Below are 15,235 nucleotides of genomic sequence, written 5' to 3'. Positions count from 1 at the left end.
CACCTGCCGGGGGCCGAAGGACATGGACGGGCGTCCAAGGACGTCCGGCGCTCATGCCGGATCACCGGCTCGTAGCAGGTAGTTGGGGCCGCTGGTGTAGTGCTTGTTGATGTCGGCCGCACCCGAACGTTCCTTGCTGAGCAGCGTTCCGGCGGTGACCATCGCCTTGACCGGCAGCCGCGGCGCGTCCAGCACCCGGGCGCGCAGAACCGCACCGGGCTCGCCCACGCCGGTCCCGAGCCGCTCGACGGCCTCGGCGAGGCGGTCGCGTACGAGCCCGAGGACTGCCGGAAGCCGGGCGCGACCGTGCCGGGCGAGGCCGAACGCGTAGGCGCCCGCGCACAGATGGAGCGTGATGGTGGTGAAGAGGTCGGCGACCGGTCCGTCACCGTCGCCGAAGACGCGCGCGTCGTCGAAGTCCGCGGGCCCGGGCGCCGCGTCCCCCAGCCGCTCGCGCAGCCGTACGGCGTTGATGCGTGGTCCGTCGTTGTCCTTGAGGAGCAGCCGCGGCCGGGTCCGGCCGTCCGCCTGCCGGTCCAGCACCAGGGAGATGTTCTGCTGGTGCGACTCCAGCGCGATCCCGTAGCCGAACAGCGTGGTCTGCCAGTCGAACAGCAGGGTCAGCAAGGCGTCCAGCAGAGCGAGCGGGTCACCGCCGTAGAAGCGGTCGGCGAGGTGGTCGACGACCAGCCGGCCGCCCGGCGCCTCGGCGAGCAGGGCGGCCATGGGTACGACGACCGAGCCGTCGAGTCCGGCCGGCTGGCGGCGGCACAGTACGGCGAGCAGCTCGTGCCCGGCGTGCGCGTAGCCGGTCTCGTCGGCGTGCAGGACGGTGTCCCGAAAGCGCGGCTCGCGGGCGGTCACCGCCTCCAGCAGGCGTTGGCCGGCGGCTCCGTCGACGAGGGTGCCGGGCTTGATGGTGCGCCGGTTGCGCAGCCCCAGTGTCGCGGTGGGCAGGGGCAGTTTGAGGTGCAGGGACGGATCGGCGGTCACCGCGACGGTACGCATGGACAGGGTCGGTACGACGTCGAGGTGGCCGCGGCTCGCGAGGATCGCGGAGTCGGCCAGATCCGTGGCCCGCAGGGCGGCGTCCAGCGGGGCGCCGACGGTCAGCGGGTGTACGGGCAGGGCGACATGCGTGTGCTCGGCCTCGGGCAGGCCGAGCGCGGCCGGCGTGGGCCAGCGGTCCGGGAGCACGCCCGTCGAGAGGGTGAGCGCCCGGCGGGGTACGGCGAGCCAGCGCAGGGCGAAGCGTGGGTGGAACTCGGGTGCGTAGGCGCGTAGTTGCCGCGCGTCCAGCCCTGAGCGGCCGCGCGCGGTCGGGTAGACGGGGTGGTCGAGGCGGGCGGCGAGCGTGTCGTGGGCCAGGCCGCCGGCGAGGCCGGTCCAGTCGGCGGGGTCGGCGCCGTGGCGTGCGGTGAGCAGCTGGGCGATCTCCTGCCGGGTTCCGGAGTGCAGCCGCAGGGTGGCCAGCGTCTGGCGGCATTCCTCGGCGAAGGCGTCGAAGCCGTCGCGGTCGGGGGGCTCGGCCCGGGTGCGCAGCGCCCCGAGGACGGTCGAGACGGTCCTCAGCTCGCCGTCCGTCTCGCTGACGAGCAACGGCAGCCGGGCGGCATGGCGGCTCTGGAACCCGTCCTCGGTCACGGGCAGCAGCAGGGCGTCGCCGGGGTGGGCCAGCCGCAGCCAGGGGCCGTCGGCCCGGTGCACGAGCGTGCTGCGGGTGCGCAGGCCGACGACGTCCTCGCGCAGCAGGGCGCTGAGGACCCGGGTCAGCAGCTCGGCCTCGGCCGGGTCGGTGGCCGTCGGGGCGGTCACGGCCCGATCTCCCAGCGCTGGGCGGCCAGGAAGCCGGCCGTCGCCTTGTCGACGGCCTGCTGGTCGGTGCCGGTGGCGCGCAGGACGCCGAGGTAGTCGCGGTTGGTGCCGTACAGCTCGTGGCGTTCGCCGATGCTCCGTAGCGGACGGTAGGTCAACCGGACGTCGTCGACGGCGAGTTCTGTGGCGGCGGGGGCCGCGGTCAGGGTGCCGGCGCGGTCGGCGCAGGGGTACTCGAGGCGGGCTGCGCCGTCGCGGCGGGCGCCCAGTTCGGCGGGGAGGGGTTCGCCCAGGTGGGTGCGGAGGATGTGCTCGAAGAGCGGGATCTCCAGGAGCTGGGCGAGCAGCAGGTCGCACTGGTCGCCGATGGCACGGTAGTTGACCTCGATGATCCGCGCCCGGCCGCCGTGCACCACGAACTCGGTGTGACAGGCGCCGAACCCGACCTCGAGCGCGTCCAGTTGGGCGAGGACCTGCGCGCGCACCGCTTCCGGGTGGGCGGGCACGAAGGCCATCCGCTCCTCGATGAAGTACGGCAGCGGCGACAGTTCGGTGTGGAAGCCGCCCAGGACGTGCCGGACGCGGCCGTCGCCGAGGGTCTCCAGGGTGTACAGCTCGCCGGGCAGGTACTCCTCGACGACCAGAGCGGCGCCCGGACGGCGCGTCAGGATGTCCGCGCAGCGTGCGACGAGTTCCTCGGGCCCGTCGACCAGCACCACGTCCTCGCTGGCGACGCCTTCCCGGGGTTTGACCACGCAGGGGTACGGCGCGTCGAGGGCGACCGGTTCGGTGAGTTCGGCCGACCAGACGGTGTCCACGCCGGTGGCGGCGAGGTGGCGCCGCATCTCGGCCTTGTCCTTGGTCCGCAGCGCGGCCCGCCAGTTCTTCGCCGGGAGCCCGAAGTAGTCGGCGGCCAGGGCGGCCTGGGTCTGGAGGTGGTCGCTGTTGGTGAAGATCGCGTCGGGCGGGTGGTGGGCGGAGATCCGGGTGATGACGGCGCGGTAGTCACGCACGTCGCACTCCCGGACCTCGACCTCCGGATACGCGCGCCGGTGCGGGTCCGGCTGGTCGGTGAGGACCGTGACGTCGAGGCCGAGGCGGGCCGCGGCGGGCAGGAAGCCTTCGGTGACGGAGTCGGTGGGGTTCAGGGCCAGCAGGTAGAGCCGCATGGTGGGGGGATGACTTCCGCTCTGGGGTGAGGAGTTGAGGCGCGGACGCGCGGATCAGATGCGGCCCCGCCCAGGGCGACGGGAGTTACGTCTCCGGAAGGTCCGCGCCGGTGGCCTCGGCCAGGTCGGCGGGCATCCGCTCGACGCGGCGTCGGCGGGTGACAGGGGAACGTGCCGGAGGGCACGGAAGGGCACACCCGTGGGTGCGACCCGTTCGGTCGTGGTCGCGGTCACGAAACGTGAGCTTAGGGTAGCCTTGGTTTAGTTTCCAAACCGCCGTCACACGCGGGCGACATGGACACCCCTTGATCGACGACGCGGCGGCTCGCGCGGATCGCGACTACGATCCGTCCACTAAGGTAAGGCTTACCTACTTTTTTTGGGCCGAAGCCTCATGCGCCGAAGCCTCATGCGTCGAAGCCTCATGCTCAGGAGTGATCCCATGACCGTGGCCGTGGAGTTCCCGCCGACCGCCGCCACGACCGGCGTGCCCGGCCTGCTCACCGCCGGCTACCGACGCCTGGGCGATCTCTGCGAGGCACTGACCGTGCGCGTCCAGGACGACCCCCGCGCGGCGCCTGCCCAAACGGGTTGTTCCGGAGCCGAATTGACGGACAGTCAAGCGTCCCTCGAAGCGTTCATCGAGGCCGAGGCGGCCCGGATCCACGACCGCCACGGGCACACCCCGCGCCGGGACGTCGCCGCGTCCCGCGCCCTCCACGACTACGCGTGGTCGGTCGGTCTGCTGATGAGCGGGGTCTGGTACCTGGAACAGCGGGTGCCGCGCATACGCCCCGAGGACGTACGCCTGGACCTGGCGTCCGGGACGTACACGATCACCGCGGGCTCGGACCTGGCCTGCCTGCCCGACGACCCGGCGGCCGCCCTCCCCGGCGCCCTCCCCCTGGCCGACGAAGAGGCCCTGCGCGCCGCGCTGCGGTCCGCGGTCGCCGACCACATGCGTCCGCTGCTGACCGCGCTCGCCCCGTACGTCCGGCGCGGACCGCGCACCCTGTGGGGCATGGTCGGCGACGACCTGGTCTCCGGGATCTGGTACCTCGGCCGCACACTCGGCCGGGAGGCCGCCGCGATCCGGGCCGCCACCGCGCTCCTGCCCTCCCCCAAGGCCCCCTTCCCCGGCGGCGCCGACTTCCGTCACCTCACCGGCGGCGACGGCCGCCACCACCCGACCCGCACCCGCATCGGCTGCTGCCTCTACTACACGATCCGCCCGGCCGAGGCCTGCGCCACCTGCCCCCGCACCTGCGACGCGGAACGGCTGCGCAGGCTGGAGGCCTGAGGCGCCCCGGCCCCGGCCCCCGCGGCGGAGTGAGGCCCGGGAATCCTGGCGCCCGGTACGCGTTGAACACCGTGTGAGCTCAGTGATCGCGGCAACCCGCTTCTCCGTACTCGACCGCTCCCGTACCCGCGAAGGGCACGACGGTGCGGCGGCGCTGCGTGACACGGTGGGGCTCGCGCGGGACCTGGAGCGCCTCGGTTACCACCGGATCTGGGTCTCGGAGCACCATGGCGTGCCCGGAGTCGCCGGTTCCGCGCCGACCGTGCTGGCCGCGGCCGTCGCCGCGGCCACCCGTTCCATCCGGGTGGGCACCGGCGGGGTGATGCTGCCGAACCACCAACCGCTGGTCGTGGCCGAGCAGTTCGGCGTACTCGATGCCCTCTTCCCGGGCCGCGTCGACATGGGGCTCGGCCGGTCCGTCGGCTTCACCGACGGGGTGCGCAGGGCGCTGGGCCGGGACAAGGACGATGCCGACGACTTCGCGGCGCAGCTCGACGAGCTCCTCGGCTGGTTCCTCGGCACGTCCCCGACCGGCGTGCACGCGCGGCCCGCCGAGGGCCGGACCGTGCCGCCCTTCGTGCTGGCCATGGGCGAGGGCGCCACGATCGCGGCCCGCGCCGGGCTGCCGATGGTGATCGGCGACCTCAGGAACCGCGAGAAGATGCGGCGCGGCATCGACCACTACCGCGAGACGTTCCGCCCCTCCCCCTGGGCGCGGGAGCCGTACGTCGTGATCTCCGGCACGATCGCGGTGGCCGACACCCCGCAGAACGCCCGCCGCCTCCTCGTCCCCGAAGCCTGGTCGATGGCGTACTCACGCACGCACGGCACCTTCCCGCCCCTGCCGCCCGCCGAGCGCGTCGAGTCCCTGCGGATGACCGCCAGGGAGCGCGGCTTCTACGAGTCGGGCCTCACCGGTCACATCGCCGGGACCGAGGACCAGGTCGCCCACGAACTGGAGACGGTGATCAAGGAGACCGGCGCGCAGGAGGTGCTGGTCACCACCAGCACGTACGACCGGGACGCGCTGCTGGACTCCTACCGGGGGCTGGCCCGGCTCGCGGGACTGACCGCCCTCTAGAGTCGGCGGTGTCGTGTCGGGTCATGAGTCCCACTGGTCGCAGTACTCGATGTGGATCTCGCGGGCGTCGCCGAGAATGCCGTCGTTGGAGTGGAGTTCTGTGCAGAAGTACGGGTAGCTCGGATGGACGGGGACGTAGCCAGGACCGTTGCGGGCGACATCGAGGAAGTGCCGGGCGGTCTCCCTGAACACCTTCGCGCTGCCCGTCATGAACAGAGTCTCCGCGTGGAGATGCTGATGGAACAGGTCCCGGTTCTCCCGGTGGTGCCGTGCCCCGGGGTCGACCACGGCTCCGTCACCGCGGCCCGCCCCGGGCAGCGTCACGGTCTGCGGGCGCCCTCGGCCCAGTCGCCCGCGTACTTCCTTCCAGCGCGAAGGCGCGAATTGCCGCGAGTGATGCAGCAGCACGAGGTCAAGCTGGCGTGTGCCGGCTGCGGGGAGGTCGCGGGAAGGGGCCGGGTTGCCTCGTATCGGCAGGTGGATCAGCGCGTGCGGTGAGGAGGCGGCAAGCTCCCACAGCCCGCCGATTCGCCGCGCCGCGTCCTGATCGAGGTAGGCGTCCAGGTGCCGGTCGTGATCGATGAGCACGGCGCGGTCCAGTGGGCGGGCCGGCCGGATCACTTTGAACTCCGCGGATCCGAGGCGTGCTTGATGGATGGTGACGGGTAGTTTCATCGGTTCTCCGGGATACGCCGACTGACGTCTGCAAGAGCTCCTCAGCCCTGGAGGGACAGCACGATCCACCGAACTCGCGGCCGAGGCCGGGGGATGAGGAAGAACTGACGTGCATTTTTTGATCATCCGATTGATCGAGCAGTTGATCAACTACCGTGTTGGGGCATGAACGCGGACGGATGGTTGGCGGACACCCGGAGCTCCTACGACACGGTCGCGGTCAGCTATGCCGACCAACTGCGCGGGGCCCTGGCAGGGACGCCGTACCTTCGGGCGGCGCTGGAGTTGTTCGCCGGCATGATTCACACAGCCGGCGGCGGGCCAGTGGCGGATGTGGGCTGCGGACCGGGGCACGTCACCGCCCACCTGCATGGGTTGGGCGTCGACGCATTCGGTATCGACCTTTCACCCGCGATGATCGACGTGGCTCGGCGTGACCATCCTGACCTGCGGTTCGAGGTGGGCTCGATGACGGATCTCAACCTGGCCGACGCGTCGGTCACCGCCCTGCTCGCCTTCTGGTCGTTGATTCACGTCCCTGACGATGCGATCCCTGCGGTCTTCGGCCATTTCCGGCGGGTGGTGCGTCCTGGCGGACCGCTGCTGCTCGGCTTTCACATCGGCGACGAGTCGCGACTGAAGACGGAGGGCTACGGCGGTCACCCGATGAAGGTCCATGTCCACCACCGCCAGCCTGTCCAAGTGACAGCCTGGCTGCGCGATGCCGGGTTCACTGTCGAGGCTCAATGGCTGCTCGGCCTCGACGGGCACATTCCAGGAGCAGTCCTTTTCGCGCACCGCCAGTCCTAGGCCCCTGTCGTCGCATTCCCGTCCGCCGGGCGACGCCTGGCGCCTTGGCCGGCTGCCGGCCCGGCGGGCAGACTGCGCACATGCAGCTCCCCGCCGAAGCCGTTGCCGCCACCGCGCTGATCGAGGTCGTGAGGATCTCCGCCCTCCCGGCCAAGCGGGGCGCCCCGTACCCCGGCAGGACGGTCGCCCAATGCCACGAGGTCCTTATGCACGGAACGGCCGTGCCACCTGCGCTGGGCACGCAGTTCTTCGACGCGGACACCCCGCCGGCTCAGGCCCTCCTGGCCCTCTTCCGCGCGGCGGCCCCGTAACCGGCCGACGTCATGGTGCTGCGGTCCGGTGGGAGTTTCAGAGGGCGTTCAGGTCCACGGCGGAGGCGATGGCGTGGGACCCGGCCTCGTTGGGGTGCAGGCCGTCCTCGACAACGTAGCCGGGGCGCGGCAGGGCCGGATCGGCCGGGCTCGCGAGGGCACGGTCGACGTCGAGGACGGAGTCGTACGCGCCGCTGGTGCGGATCCAGTGGTTGACGGCGGCCCGGACCTTCTCGCCCCGTTCGCTGTAGACGGGGAAGAGGGCGCCCTTCATGGGCAGGATGGTCGCGCCGACGGCCTTGACGCCGCGGGCGTGGGCGGCGCGGATCAGCTTCTTGTGACCCTCGATGAGCTGACGTGCGGTCACACGGGGCGCGGAGCCCATGCAGGGGTCCCCCATCTCGGGCGCACCGATGTCGTTGGCGCCCAGGTGGATGATCACCGTGCGCAGGCCGGGGCGGTCGAGTACGTCGCGCCGGAATCGGTCTTCGGCCTTGTCCCCGTAGCAGGGCGAGTCGTTGAGGATCCGGTTTCCGCCGATGCCGGCGTTGACGACGTCCAGCGGGCGACGGTCGGCGACCAGGCGTTCGGCGAGCTTGTCCGTGAAGCGGTTGTCGGCGCCGGGCGTGGCCCCTGTCCCGTCCACGAGCGAGTCACCGAAGACGACCACGGTGCCGCGCCGCGGGGTGGCGGGGCCGGACACCTCCACCCCGCTCAGGAAGTACCAGGCGTTCGTGGCGTCCTGGAAGGCGTCGCCGCCGGAGTCGGACAGGTGGCGTCCGGCGGCACGGTACGACGTGGCGGTGGTGAACCGGTGGAAGGTGGCCGGGCCGGTGCGGCCGGCGAAGTACAGGGTGACTGTCAGCTTCTCCAGCGGAGAGGTGCTCAGGGCCTCGGCGTCGCTCACGGCGTCCCGCCCGGGGGCGATGGTGGTGCCCTGACTCCCGCCGAACCTCAGCTCGCGTGCCGTGCCCGGCCAGACCTGGGCGTCTCCGGCGGACCGGCCGACGGTCGCGGCGGTGATCCGCAGGGGCGTGGTGCCGTACGTGTGGGACAGCCGGATCCGCACCGTGGATCCGCCCGTGGCGACGCGGACCACTTGGCGTACGGACTGGTCGGCGAATCCCTGCCGCGACCAGTTGGGCCCCTTGTCCTCGCTCCCCTCGACGGGCCGCTGCACGGCGGTGCCCCACGCCCCCGTCCACACCGGCCCCCCGGTGGCGCGCGGTTGCTGCCGCGCGTCCTCCCGCGCCACGGCGGCCGCCGAGACGACGAGCGCGGTGAGCAGCGCCGTGACGGCGGCGAGCATGCCTCGTCGTCCCGTCGTCCTGGGCGGACGCGGCTTTGCTGAATGCATCAGAGATCTCCTCGGGAAAGAGTGATGAGGAGATCTCACCGTCCTTCGGGTCGGAGATCACCGGGGCTGTCCCCCGAATCGGCCTTCGGGTTGGCCCCACCCTGCGTCGGGCCCGCGCGCGTTCCGCCAGGTCAAGCCGGCGCGCTCCCGCCGACGGCAGCGGCCGGCACCCCGTGGTCGTCCGGTGCCGGTCGCGCTGATTCCGAGAGACCGCTCGAGCCTCACCCCACGAGCTGGTAGATGCTCTTGGCCATCAGCCACAGGCCGAGTGCCAGGGAGATGGACACGATCGCCTGGTCCTGGTGGCCGTCGATCCATGCGCGCAGCTTCCTCAGTCTGACCTGGGCGGTGAGCGGCCGGAACGTGGCGTGCAGCTCCATCGCCAGCAGGCTCGAAGTGGCGAGCAGGCAGTACCCCGTCAACGCGAAGTACGTGGCGGCGGACGACATGTTCGCCTCCACCACCGTCGCCGCGCCTGCGGCGACCGCGCCCCAGGGCTGGAGAAGGACGCCGAACCCGGCGGCCGCCCACACGGAGACGTGGTCCAGTCGCGCCATCCACTTGGGGGACTGGCGGGGCCGGCTCCCCCGGCGCCGCTTGCGTTCCCCGTAGAACACCATCCCCAGGCCCAGGATCAGCTTGAGGACCAGAACGGCGGTGGAAGGCGCGCTTTTGTGGGGCGGCGGTCTGCCGCCTGTGAGCAGGACGACGACGGCGATCAGCAGGACCAGACAGGCCAGCCACGCCAGAATGAACGCGAGCCCCTTGCGGACTCCCTTGGGCGCGGACAAAAGCAGGATGAAGGCGGTGTTGTGCAGCGGCCCCAACGTGATGGCCACGCCAATGACGACGAGGTCGAGAACCACGCGTGCCCTCCGATCGAGGAGCCCGCTCGATGGGCGTGCCTGGCCGAAGACCGCCGGTGTGACCAGGTCCTCGCTCGGGCCTCAGGGGCTCAGGAGGCCCATGGCTTCGGCCCTCGCGAACTCGGCGTCGCCGAGGACACCCTGGTCCCGCGGCGGGCCTGACTCCTTGAGCGGGGCGATCCAGTTGTCCATGCCCGCAGCCGGCGCTGCGGGCGGCTGATCGGGCTGCACCGGGGCCTGTTGCTCATCCTGTGCCGCCCACCGGCCGGCTTGCCACCGGGACACCACGGTTCGACACGGCAGTTGCTGTTCCGGCGACGACGGCTGCCCGAGCGATACCGCGAAGAAATCCAGGTAGGCGCTTTTCTCCTTGGATCCGTCGACTGCGAGGCAAGCGGCTTTCCGCGGACCGGGGTCTCCGCAGGCCAGCGGTTTCCAGTGGAACCGGCGGTTTCCAGTGGAACACGGCTGGGATCTACCCGCACGCCCACCGGTCAGGACCCGACCGGGCGTGCATCGACGTGCGCACACCTGCGCATCGTCGCGGAACGCACACATCCGGTGACTCTTCGCTGCTATACAGGCACAAGGGGAAGAAGGCACACCGTACGTTTCGGGGGAACATCCGTTGGTGAACGAGCACGACCCGGTGCGGGCGGACGACAACGGCCTGCTGAACGCGCCGCCAGGAACGACCGAGTTCCTGCATCTCGTGCGGGCACTGGTGCCCAGGCCGCGGCGTGGCGAGCGGTGGCTGCCCGCGTTGGAGATCGACGGCCCGCACGCGCGAGCCGTGTACGACGTGCTCAACAGCCGTCTGGTCACCGCCGCTCGGCCGACCCCGTACTGCGCGGTGCCGTCGCCCGAGACGGAAACCCGGGTCGGTCACGGTCCGGAGCCCACGAACGGCACGGCCAGGACGGGCGGGACGGACGGGACGGGCGGGACGGACGGGACGGACGGGACGGACGACCCAGCCTCCGACACGGAAGTGTCCGGCCGACGGGCGGACCGCGGGGGAACCGCGCTGGCCGAGGAGGCCGATCCCGCCGGTCACGCCCTCGATCACCAGGACGTCGAGGCGCTGCGGGTCCTGCTGGACGAGGTCTGCCACGGCCTCGCACGGCAGCGAAGCGGCCAACCGCGGCTGCGTTTCCGGCACTTCTCCCTGGTGCAGTGGGCCATGAACACCCGGCTGCCCGCGGGTGCCCGGACGGACGAGTATCCCGCCGTGCTCGCCGCCGACCTGCGCGCGACCCGACGCGGAGCGGACCGCCCCGCGGCCGACCTCACGGGCCTCGGCGGCGCGCTCGATCCCGTCCTTCAATTCCTGTGGAACGTACTGACGGTGGCCGTGCCCCCGGCCTTCTTCCGGGTGGTGGCCGGAGGCCGTGTTCCCGGACTGGGGCGCACCTACCGGTGGTTCATGCGGCAGCCCTACCTGAGACCTCAACTGTCCGGGAACTTCCTCGGCCTCGCCGAACGGCTGACCGCCGGTTACCGGGCCGACGAGCCCTCCGAACAGGTGGCGAAGCTGCTGGTGCACGCCTTTCTGGAGGACCTGCGTCGCTCGTTGCGGCGCCGTCCCTGGCGGCCCGGCGGCTGGCGGCACACGGCGTACCCCGTGGTGCAGATCCGCAGCGGGGAATCACCCACCACGAGCCGGACACTGCTCCGGCTCGTGGAACAGGTGCGGGACGAGACCGGGCGGCTCGTGCCCGTCCTCCTGGTACACGTCGCAGGCCGGCAGGACGGCGGCCCGGTACCGTCCGCTCCCGCCCACGCGCTGCGCATGACGGATCTGCACGCGATCGACCGGAACCAGTGGGCTCCCGTCTCGTACCGAAGCCGTCTGGCGCGCCGGACCTCCGCGCCGACGGCCCGGGTCCGCGGGCGGCGCCGGCTGTGGGCCGATGGCGAGGTGGACGCGGAGCGGGTGCCCGCCTCCGCCGTGGTGGCGGCCCCGGCTCCGCCGTGGTTCAGCCGCCCCGTCGTGATCGTCGCCGCCTGCCTGTTGCTCTTCGTGCCCGCCGCGGTCTGGTCCGGGCGGTATCTGGGGATTCCCGGCTGCCTGCACCGGCCGTTCGCCGCCGACGTCGTCGTGCGCGACGTCGGCGGAGAGTGCATCGGCTTCAGCGACGGCGCCGCCCTCACCTTCAACAACCAGCCCGGCCAGGAGAATCTGCACTACATCCAGGAGCGCATCTTCGCCCAGAACCGGGATGCCAGGAGAGCCTGGGAAGAGAGCGGCCGGCGCCGCCCGTACGTCACCGTCGTGTACCTGGGCACGCTGACCGGTCGTGCCACCCAGGCCGGTGAGGAGGCGTACGCCGCTGAACGCGAAGGCCTGGAAGGCATGGCCGCCGCCCAGTACATCGGGGTGCGGGCCACGGTGAACACCTCCTCCGTCCCGTTGCTGCGCATCGTCATCGCCAACGCCGGCTTCCAGATGAAACACGCCGACCTCGCCGTCGACATGATCGCCCGGCTGGCACGCCAACCGTCCGACGCCCCGGTGATCGGTGTCGTCGGACCCGTCGAGAGCCGGACCGCCAGCGCCGTCGCCCTGCGCCACCTCAATCGGGTGGGTCTCCCCGCGATCGCACCGGCGCTCTCCGCCGACCACATCGACAGCAACTCGAACCTGTACTTCCAGATCTCCCCGCCCAACCGGGACCAGGTCCATCTGCTCTCCGCCTACGCACGCCGAAAGGGCTGGAAGGGCCTGCACATTTACGTCACCTTCGGCGAGAAGTCCAGCCGCAAGGACGACCTCTACGTCGCCACGCTTCTGGACGACTTGAAGAAGGAGTTCAAGGGCACCAGCGATCTCACTTCCACCAAGTGGCATCCCGGACGGTCGATGCAACGCGAGTGCGATTACCGCGGCATGCTCTTCTTCGCCGGCCGGTGGTCGGAATACGGCGACTTCCTGGCGGGTCTGCGGCAAGCCTGCCAGAACAACGACTGGCCCCGGCACCTCGTGGCCGACGACTCCGTCAACCGCTACATGGCCAACAAGACGCTCCGCAAGACGGCGCCGGACAACCTGACCATGCTGTACGTGTCCAAGTCGGGCCTGGCGACGTGCTCCTCGCTGCGCCGCCCCGACCCGGACGTCGGTCAGTTCCTGGCCGCGGTGCAGTCACCGGACCTGCTCAGCCCGCCCAGGTGTGTCGGTGGGCCCGGCCCTCAGCAGTGGATCGGCGAACAGGTCGGTCTCGCGTACGACGCCACCATGCTCTTCAGCCAGGCCGTCGAGCAGCTGGCCGGACGCATCCGTGTGTGGCCCCAGCCATGGGACGGGCGGATGATCGACCCGGCGGCCGTCCACACCGAGATCCTCCGGGGGAACGCGAAGGGTGGCTGGCCTGGCGTCACCGGCCACCTCTCCTACGACATGGGCTCGGGCGAGCCGAAGAACAAGCCGCTTTCGCTCCTGCGCGTCGACGACATCACCGATATGGACAAGCTGCCCACCGAGGTCTTCGTGTGCAACCCGCGGGGAGCCCAGGGCGCGGCCGTGTGCAACAGCAGCACAGCGGACCGGCCGTGATGACGGCAGTGGCTTCCATCCCGTGCACTGGTCCATGGACCTGTTGATGATTTCCTTCATGATCTCCGAGGTGCCGCCGTAGATCCGCTGGATGCGCACGTCCGCGTACCGTCGGCGGGCGGCGAAGGAGGGGCCTCAGGGATGCGACGTCGACTGCGGCCCTGTGCTCGCCCTGCGCAGGGCTTCCTGCGCCGCGTCGGCAAGGGCCCGGCGGTCGGCGCGGTCACCGGCCGCCGGCATCGGCAGCACCTCGACCTCGGCCACCAGCCCTCGCGCCGACGCCACCCGCCACAGTGACGCGAGCAGCGGGTCGTCGCCCACGAACGCGGGCGTGGTGCTCGCCGCTCCCCCGGCGGACCGGTAGTGGATACGCACGGGCTGGACGGGCACGCCGGCGTCGAGTGCGGCCTGGAAGACGGCCCGCCGGAACCGGCCCTGGGCCCGGCCGCACCAGGTACTGCCCTCCGGGAAGGCGACGACGGCCGCCCCGCCGCGCAGGGCGGCGGCGATCCGCCCCACCGTGTCGGGCAGGGCCCGCAACCGGTCGCGCTCGATGAAGAGGGTGCCCCCTCGTGCCGCCACCGCGCCCGCCACCGGCCACGCGCGGACCTCGGCCTTGGCGAGCATCCGTGCCGGACGGACGGCGGCGAGCAGCGGGATGTCCAGCCACGAGATGTGGTTGGCCACGACCAGCAGGCCGCCGGTGGGGGCGGCGGCCCCGGTGATGCGCACCCGCACACCGGCGGCACGCGCCACGGCCCGGCACCATCGTCGGATCAGCGGGTCGCGCTCCGCCGCGCGCATCCGCCCGACGGCCGGGGTCAGCAGGACACCGGCCAGGACCAGGAGCAGGAGCGCGGTGAGCCGCAGTACCGCGCGCGGCACGGCGGTCCAGGCCGCCGTGCTCTCCACGCATCCACGCGCAGTGCACGGCGCGGTGGGCAGCCATGCGCTGACCCGCGCGGCGGAACGCCCCCCGGCGGACCCCGCGGGAAGGGGCCGCCGAGCGGCAGACGCGGACGCGGGGACGGGCACGGCCCCGGAGACCGACACGGGACCAGGAACCGGCACGACCCCCGACACCGGCGCAACCCCCGGCGCAGCCGCGGCCGTCGGCACGGACCCGGGTGCCGGCACAGCCGCGGTCGTCGGTCGGACCGGCGCGCTCGGGCCGGGCGGCGTCGCCCCGGCAGGGCGCGGGCACGGTCGGACCGTGGGACGGGGACGAGGGAGCGGCACGCCGGGGAGCGGGGGTCGCGGCGCTCCGATGCGGGGCGCGCTCATCACGCCGGTACGAGCGAGAGGAAGTGCCGCAGATAGCGCGGGTCGACTCGGCGCATCGGCAGCAGGACGTAGAGGTCCGCGACGCCGAAGTCCGGGTCGTGCGCGGGGCGGCCGCACACCCAGGCGCCCAGGCGGAGATAGCCGCGCAGCAGGGGCGGCAGTTCGGTGCGCGCCGGCCGGGCCACGCCCTCCGGGTTCCAGGGCAGCCGCGGCCGTACCCGGTACTCCTCGGGCGCCAGGTGCTTGGCCTCGACCCGGTCCCAGGTGGCCGCGGCGAGCGCACCGCCGTCGGCGAGCGGAACGGAGCAGCAGCCGGCGAGCCACTCGTGGCCGCCGTCGACCATGTAGCGGGCTATGCCGGCCCAGATGAGCCCGATCACCGCGCCGTCCCGGTGGTCGGGGTGGACGCAGGAGCGGCCCACCTCGACGAGTCCGGAGCGGACTACGGCGAGCGGGCCGAGGTCGAACTCGCTCTCGGAGTAGAGCCGGCCGGCGACCGCCGCCCGCTCGGGCGGCAGCAGCCGGTAGGTGCCGACGACCTGACCGGTCGCCGTGTCGCGGACGAGCAGGTGGTCGCAGTACGCGTCGAAGGCGTCGATGTCGAGCCCCGGCTGCGGGGTGGACAGCAGGGCGCCCATCTCCGTGGCGAAGACGTCGTGGCGCAGCCGCTGCGCGGCCCGGACGTCGGCTTCGTCGCGGGCGAGGGTGACGGTGTAGCGGGCGGGGGCCGTCGGCTGCGGCGGGCTGTCGAGGGTGGAAACGCCGGTCATGGCTCACTCCTGGTCACGGGCCGGTTCGGCGAGAACGGGGGCGCCCCCTGCTCGAACGCAGGTGAGAGCCCGGGGCAAGCAGACCGGTGGGGTACGGCCTGCCCGCTCCTGTTCTTCCGATGCCGGCTGACCGGCGCGTGACCCGCGAAGAGAGGCGGGGTGTGAGGTTGTTGAATGCCAGGGGTGCCTGGCGGGACCGGGGATGAGCACCACTCCCGGCCCCGCCCGTCCGCACTTTCCG

The 15,235-nt window shown here is 72.2% G+C and carries 12 protein-coding genes and 1 pseudogene; 5 read left to right on the top strand and 8 right to left on the bottom strand.

Annotation, left to right across the window (positions count from 1 at the left end; genetic code table 11):
• Positions 1 to 51: 51 nt before the first annotated feature.
• Both SAVERM_RS37590 and SAVERM_RS37585 read right to left on the bottom strand, forming a co-directional pair.
• Entirely contained in the window at positions 52 to 1,815 is a 1,764-nt protein-coding gene (locus SAVERM_RS37590) for an IucA/IucC family protein (RefSeq protein WP_010988716.1), read from the bottom strand.
• The gene (locus tag SAVERM_RS37585) at positions 1,812 to 2,984 is read right to left on the bottom strand and encodes an ATP-grasp domain-containing protein (protein ID WP_010988715.1); all 1,173 of its coding nucleotides are present in this window, start codon (positions 2,982 to 2,984) and stop codon (positions 1,812 to 1,814) included. Before SAVERM_RS37585 ends, SAVERM_RS37590 begins: the two co-directional genes overlap by 4 nt.
• Positions 2,985 to 3,426: 442 nt before the next feature.
• Between SAVERM_RS37585 and SAVERM_RS37580 the strand changes: the two genes are divergently transcribed.
• Positions 3,427 to 4,284: a (2Fe-2S)-binding protein gene (locus tag SAVERM_RS37580; RefSeq protein ID WP_037647105.1), complete on the top strand. Its 858-nt coding sequence runs from the start codon at positions 3,427 to 3,429 to the stop codon at positions 4,282 to 4,284.
• A 73-nt stretch (positions 4,285 to 4,357) separates the two neighbouring features.
• Positions 4,358 to 5,365 carry an LLM class flavin-dependent oxidoreductase gene (locus SAVERM_RS37575; protein ID WP_010988713.1) on the top strand — a complete coding sequence of 336 codons (1,008 nt, stop codon included), beginning with the start codon at positions 4,358 to 4,360 and terminating at the stop codon, positions 5,363 to 5,365.
• Between the two features lie 21 nt (positions 5,366 to 5,386).
• On the opposite strand, the gene SAVERM_RS37570 is transcribed toward SAVERM_RS37575, so the two are convergent.
• On the bottom strand, positions 5,387 to 6,040 hold the full coding sequence (locus SAVERM_RS37570) for a hypothetical protein (protein ID WP_037647102.1): 654 nt from the start codon (positions 6,038 to 6,040) through the stop codon (positions 5,387 to 5,389).
• Positions 6,041 to 6,205: 165 nt separating this feature from the next.
• On the opposite strand from SAVERM_RS37570, the gene SAVERM_RS37565 reads away from it, so the two are divergent.
• Together SAVERM_RS37565 and SAVERM_RS37560 are read left to right on the top strand one after the other, a co-directional pair.
• Entirely contained in the window at positions 6,206 to 6,850 is a 645-nt protein-coding gene (locus tag SAVERM_RS37565) for a class I SAM-dependent methyltransferase (protein ID WP_010988711.1), read from the top strand.
• Positions 6,851 to 6,930: 80 nt separating this feature from the next.
• Positions 6,931 to 7,161, top strand: coding sequence for a hypothetical protein (locus SAVERM_RS37560; protein WP_010988710.1), 231 nt, complete (start codon positions 6,931 to 6,933; stop codon positions 7,159 to 7,161).
• Between the two features lie 37 nt (positions 7,162 to 7,198).
• Here SAVERM_RS37560 and SAVERM_RS37555 read toward each other — a convergent pair whose 3' ends face one another.
• The gene (locus tag SAVERM_RS37555; RefSeq protein WP_107083138.1) at positions 7,199 to 8,518 is read right to left on the bottom strand and encodes an SGNH/GDSL hydrolase family protein; all 1,320 of its coding nucleotides are present in this window, start codon (positions 8,516 to 8,518) and stop codon (positions 7,199 to 7,201) included.
• 221 nt (positions 8,519 to 8,739) lie between these two features.
• On the bottom strand, positions 8,740 to 9,384 hold the full coding sequence (locus tag SAVERM_RS37550; protein WP_010988708.1) for a GAP family protein: 645 nt from the start codon (positions 9,382 to 9,384) through the stop codon (positions 8,740 to 8,742).
• Positions 9,385 to 10,015: 631 nt separating this feature from the next.
• Here SAVERM_RS37550 and SAVERM_RS37540 point away from each other — a divergent pair.
• Positions 10,016 to 12,940 carry a type 1 periplasmic-binding domain-containing protein gene (locus tag SAVERM_RS37540; RefSeq protein ID WP_052082306.1) on the top strand — a complete coding sequence of 975 codons (2,925 nt, stop codon included), beginning with the start codon at positions 10,016 to 10,018 and terminating at the stop codon, positions 12,938 to 12,940.
• Positions 12,941 to 12,985: 45 nt separating this feature from the next.
• On the opposite strand, the pseudogene SAVERM_RS45420 reads toward SAVERM_RS37540, so the two are convergent.
• The 3 genes and pseudogenes from SAVERM_RS45420 to SAVERM_RS37530 form a co-directional block, all read right to left on the bottom strand.
• A pseudogene (locus SAVERM_RS45420) lies at positions 12,986 to 13,045 on the bottom strand (hypothetical protein); the annotation flags it as partial.
• Between the two features lie 30 nt (positions 13,046 to 13,075).
• Complete coding sequence (locus SAVERM_RS37535) at positions 13,076 to 13,852, bottom strand: lysophospholipid acyltransferase family protein (RefSeq protein WP_242432221.1); 777 nt, start codon at positions 13,850 to 13,852, stop codon at positions 13,076 to 13,078.
• A gap of 371 nt (positions 13,853 to 14,223) precedes the next feature.
• Entirely contained in the window at positions 14,224 to 14,994 is a 771-nt protein-coding gene (locus SAVERM_RS37530; RefSeq protein ID WP_010988705.1) for a GNAT family N-acetyltransferase, read from the bottom strand.
• Between the last annotated feature and the right edge of the window lie 241 nt (positions 14,995 to 15,235).

Source organism: Streptomyces avermitilis MA-4680 = NBRC 14893, from assembly GCF_000009765.2.
GTDB lineage: Bacteria > Actinomycetota > Actinomycetes > Streptomycetales > Streptomycetaceae > Streptomyces > Streptomyces avermitilis.
This window is presented reverse-complemented; position numbering and strand designations above follow the sequence as displayed.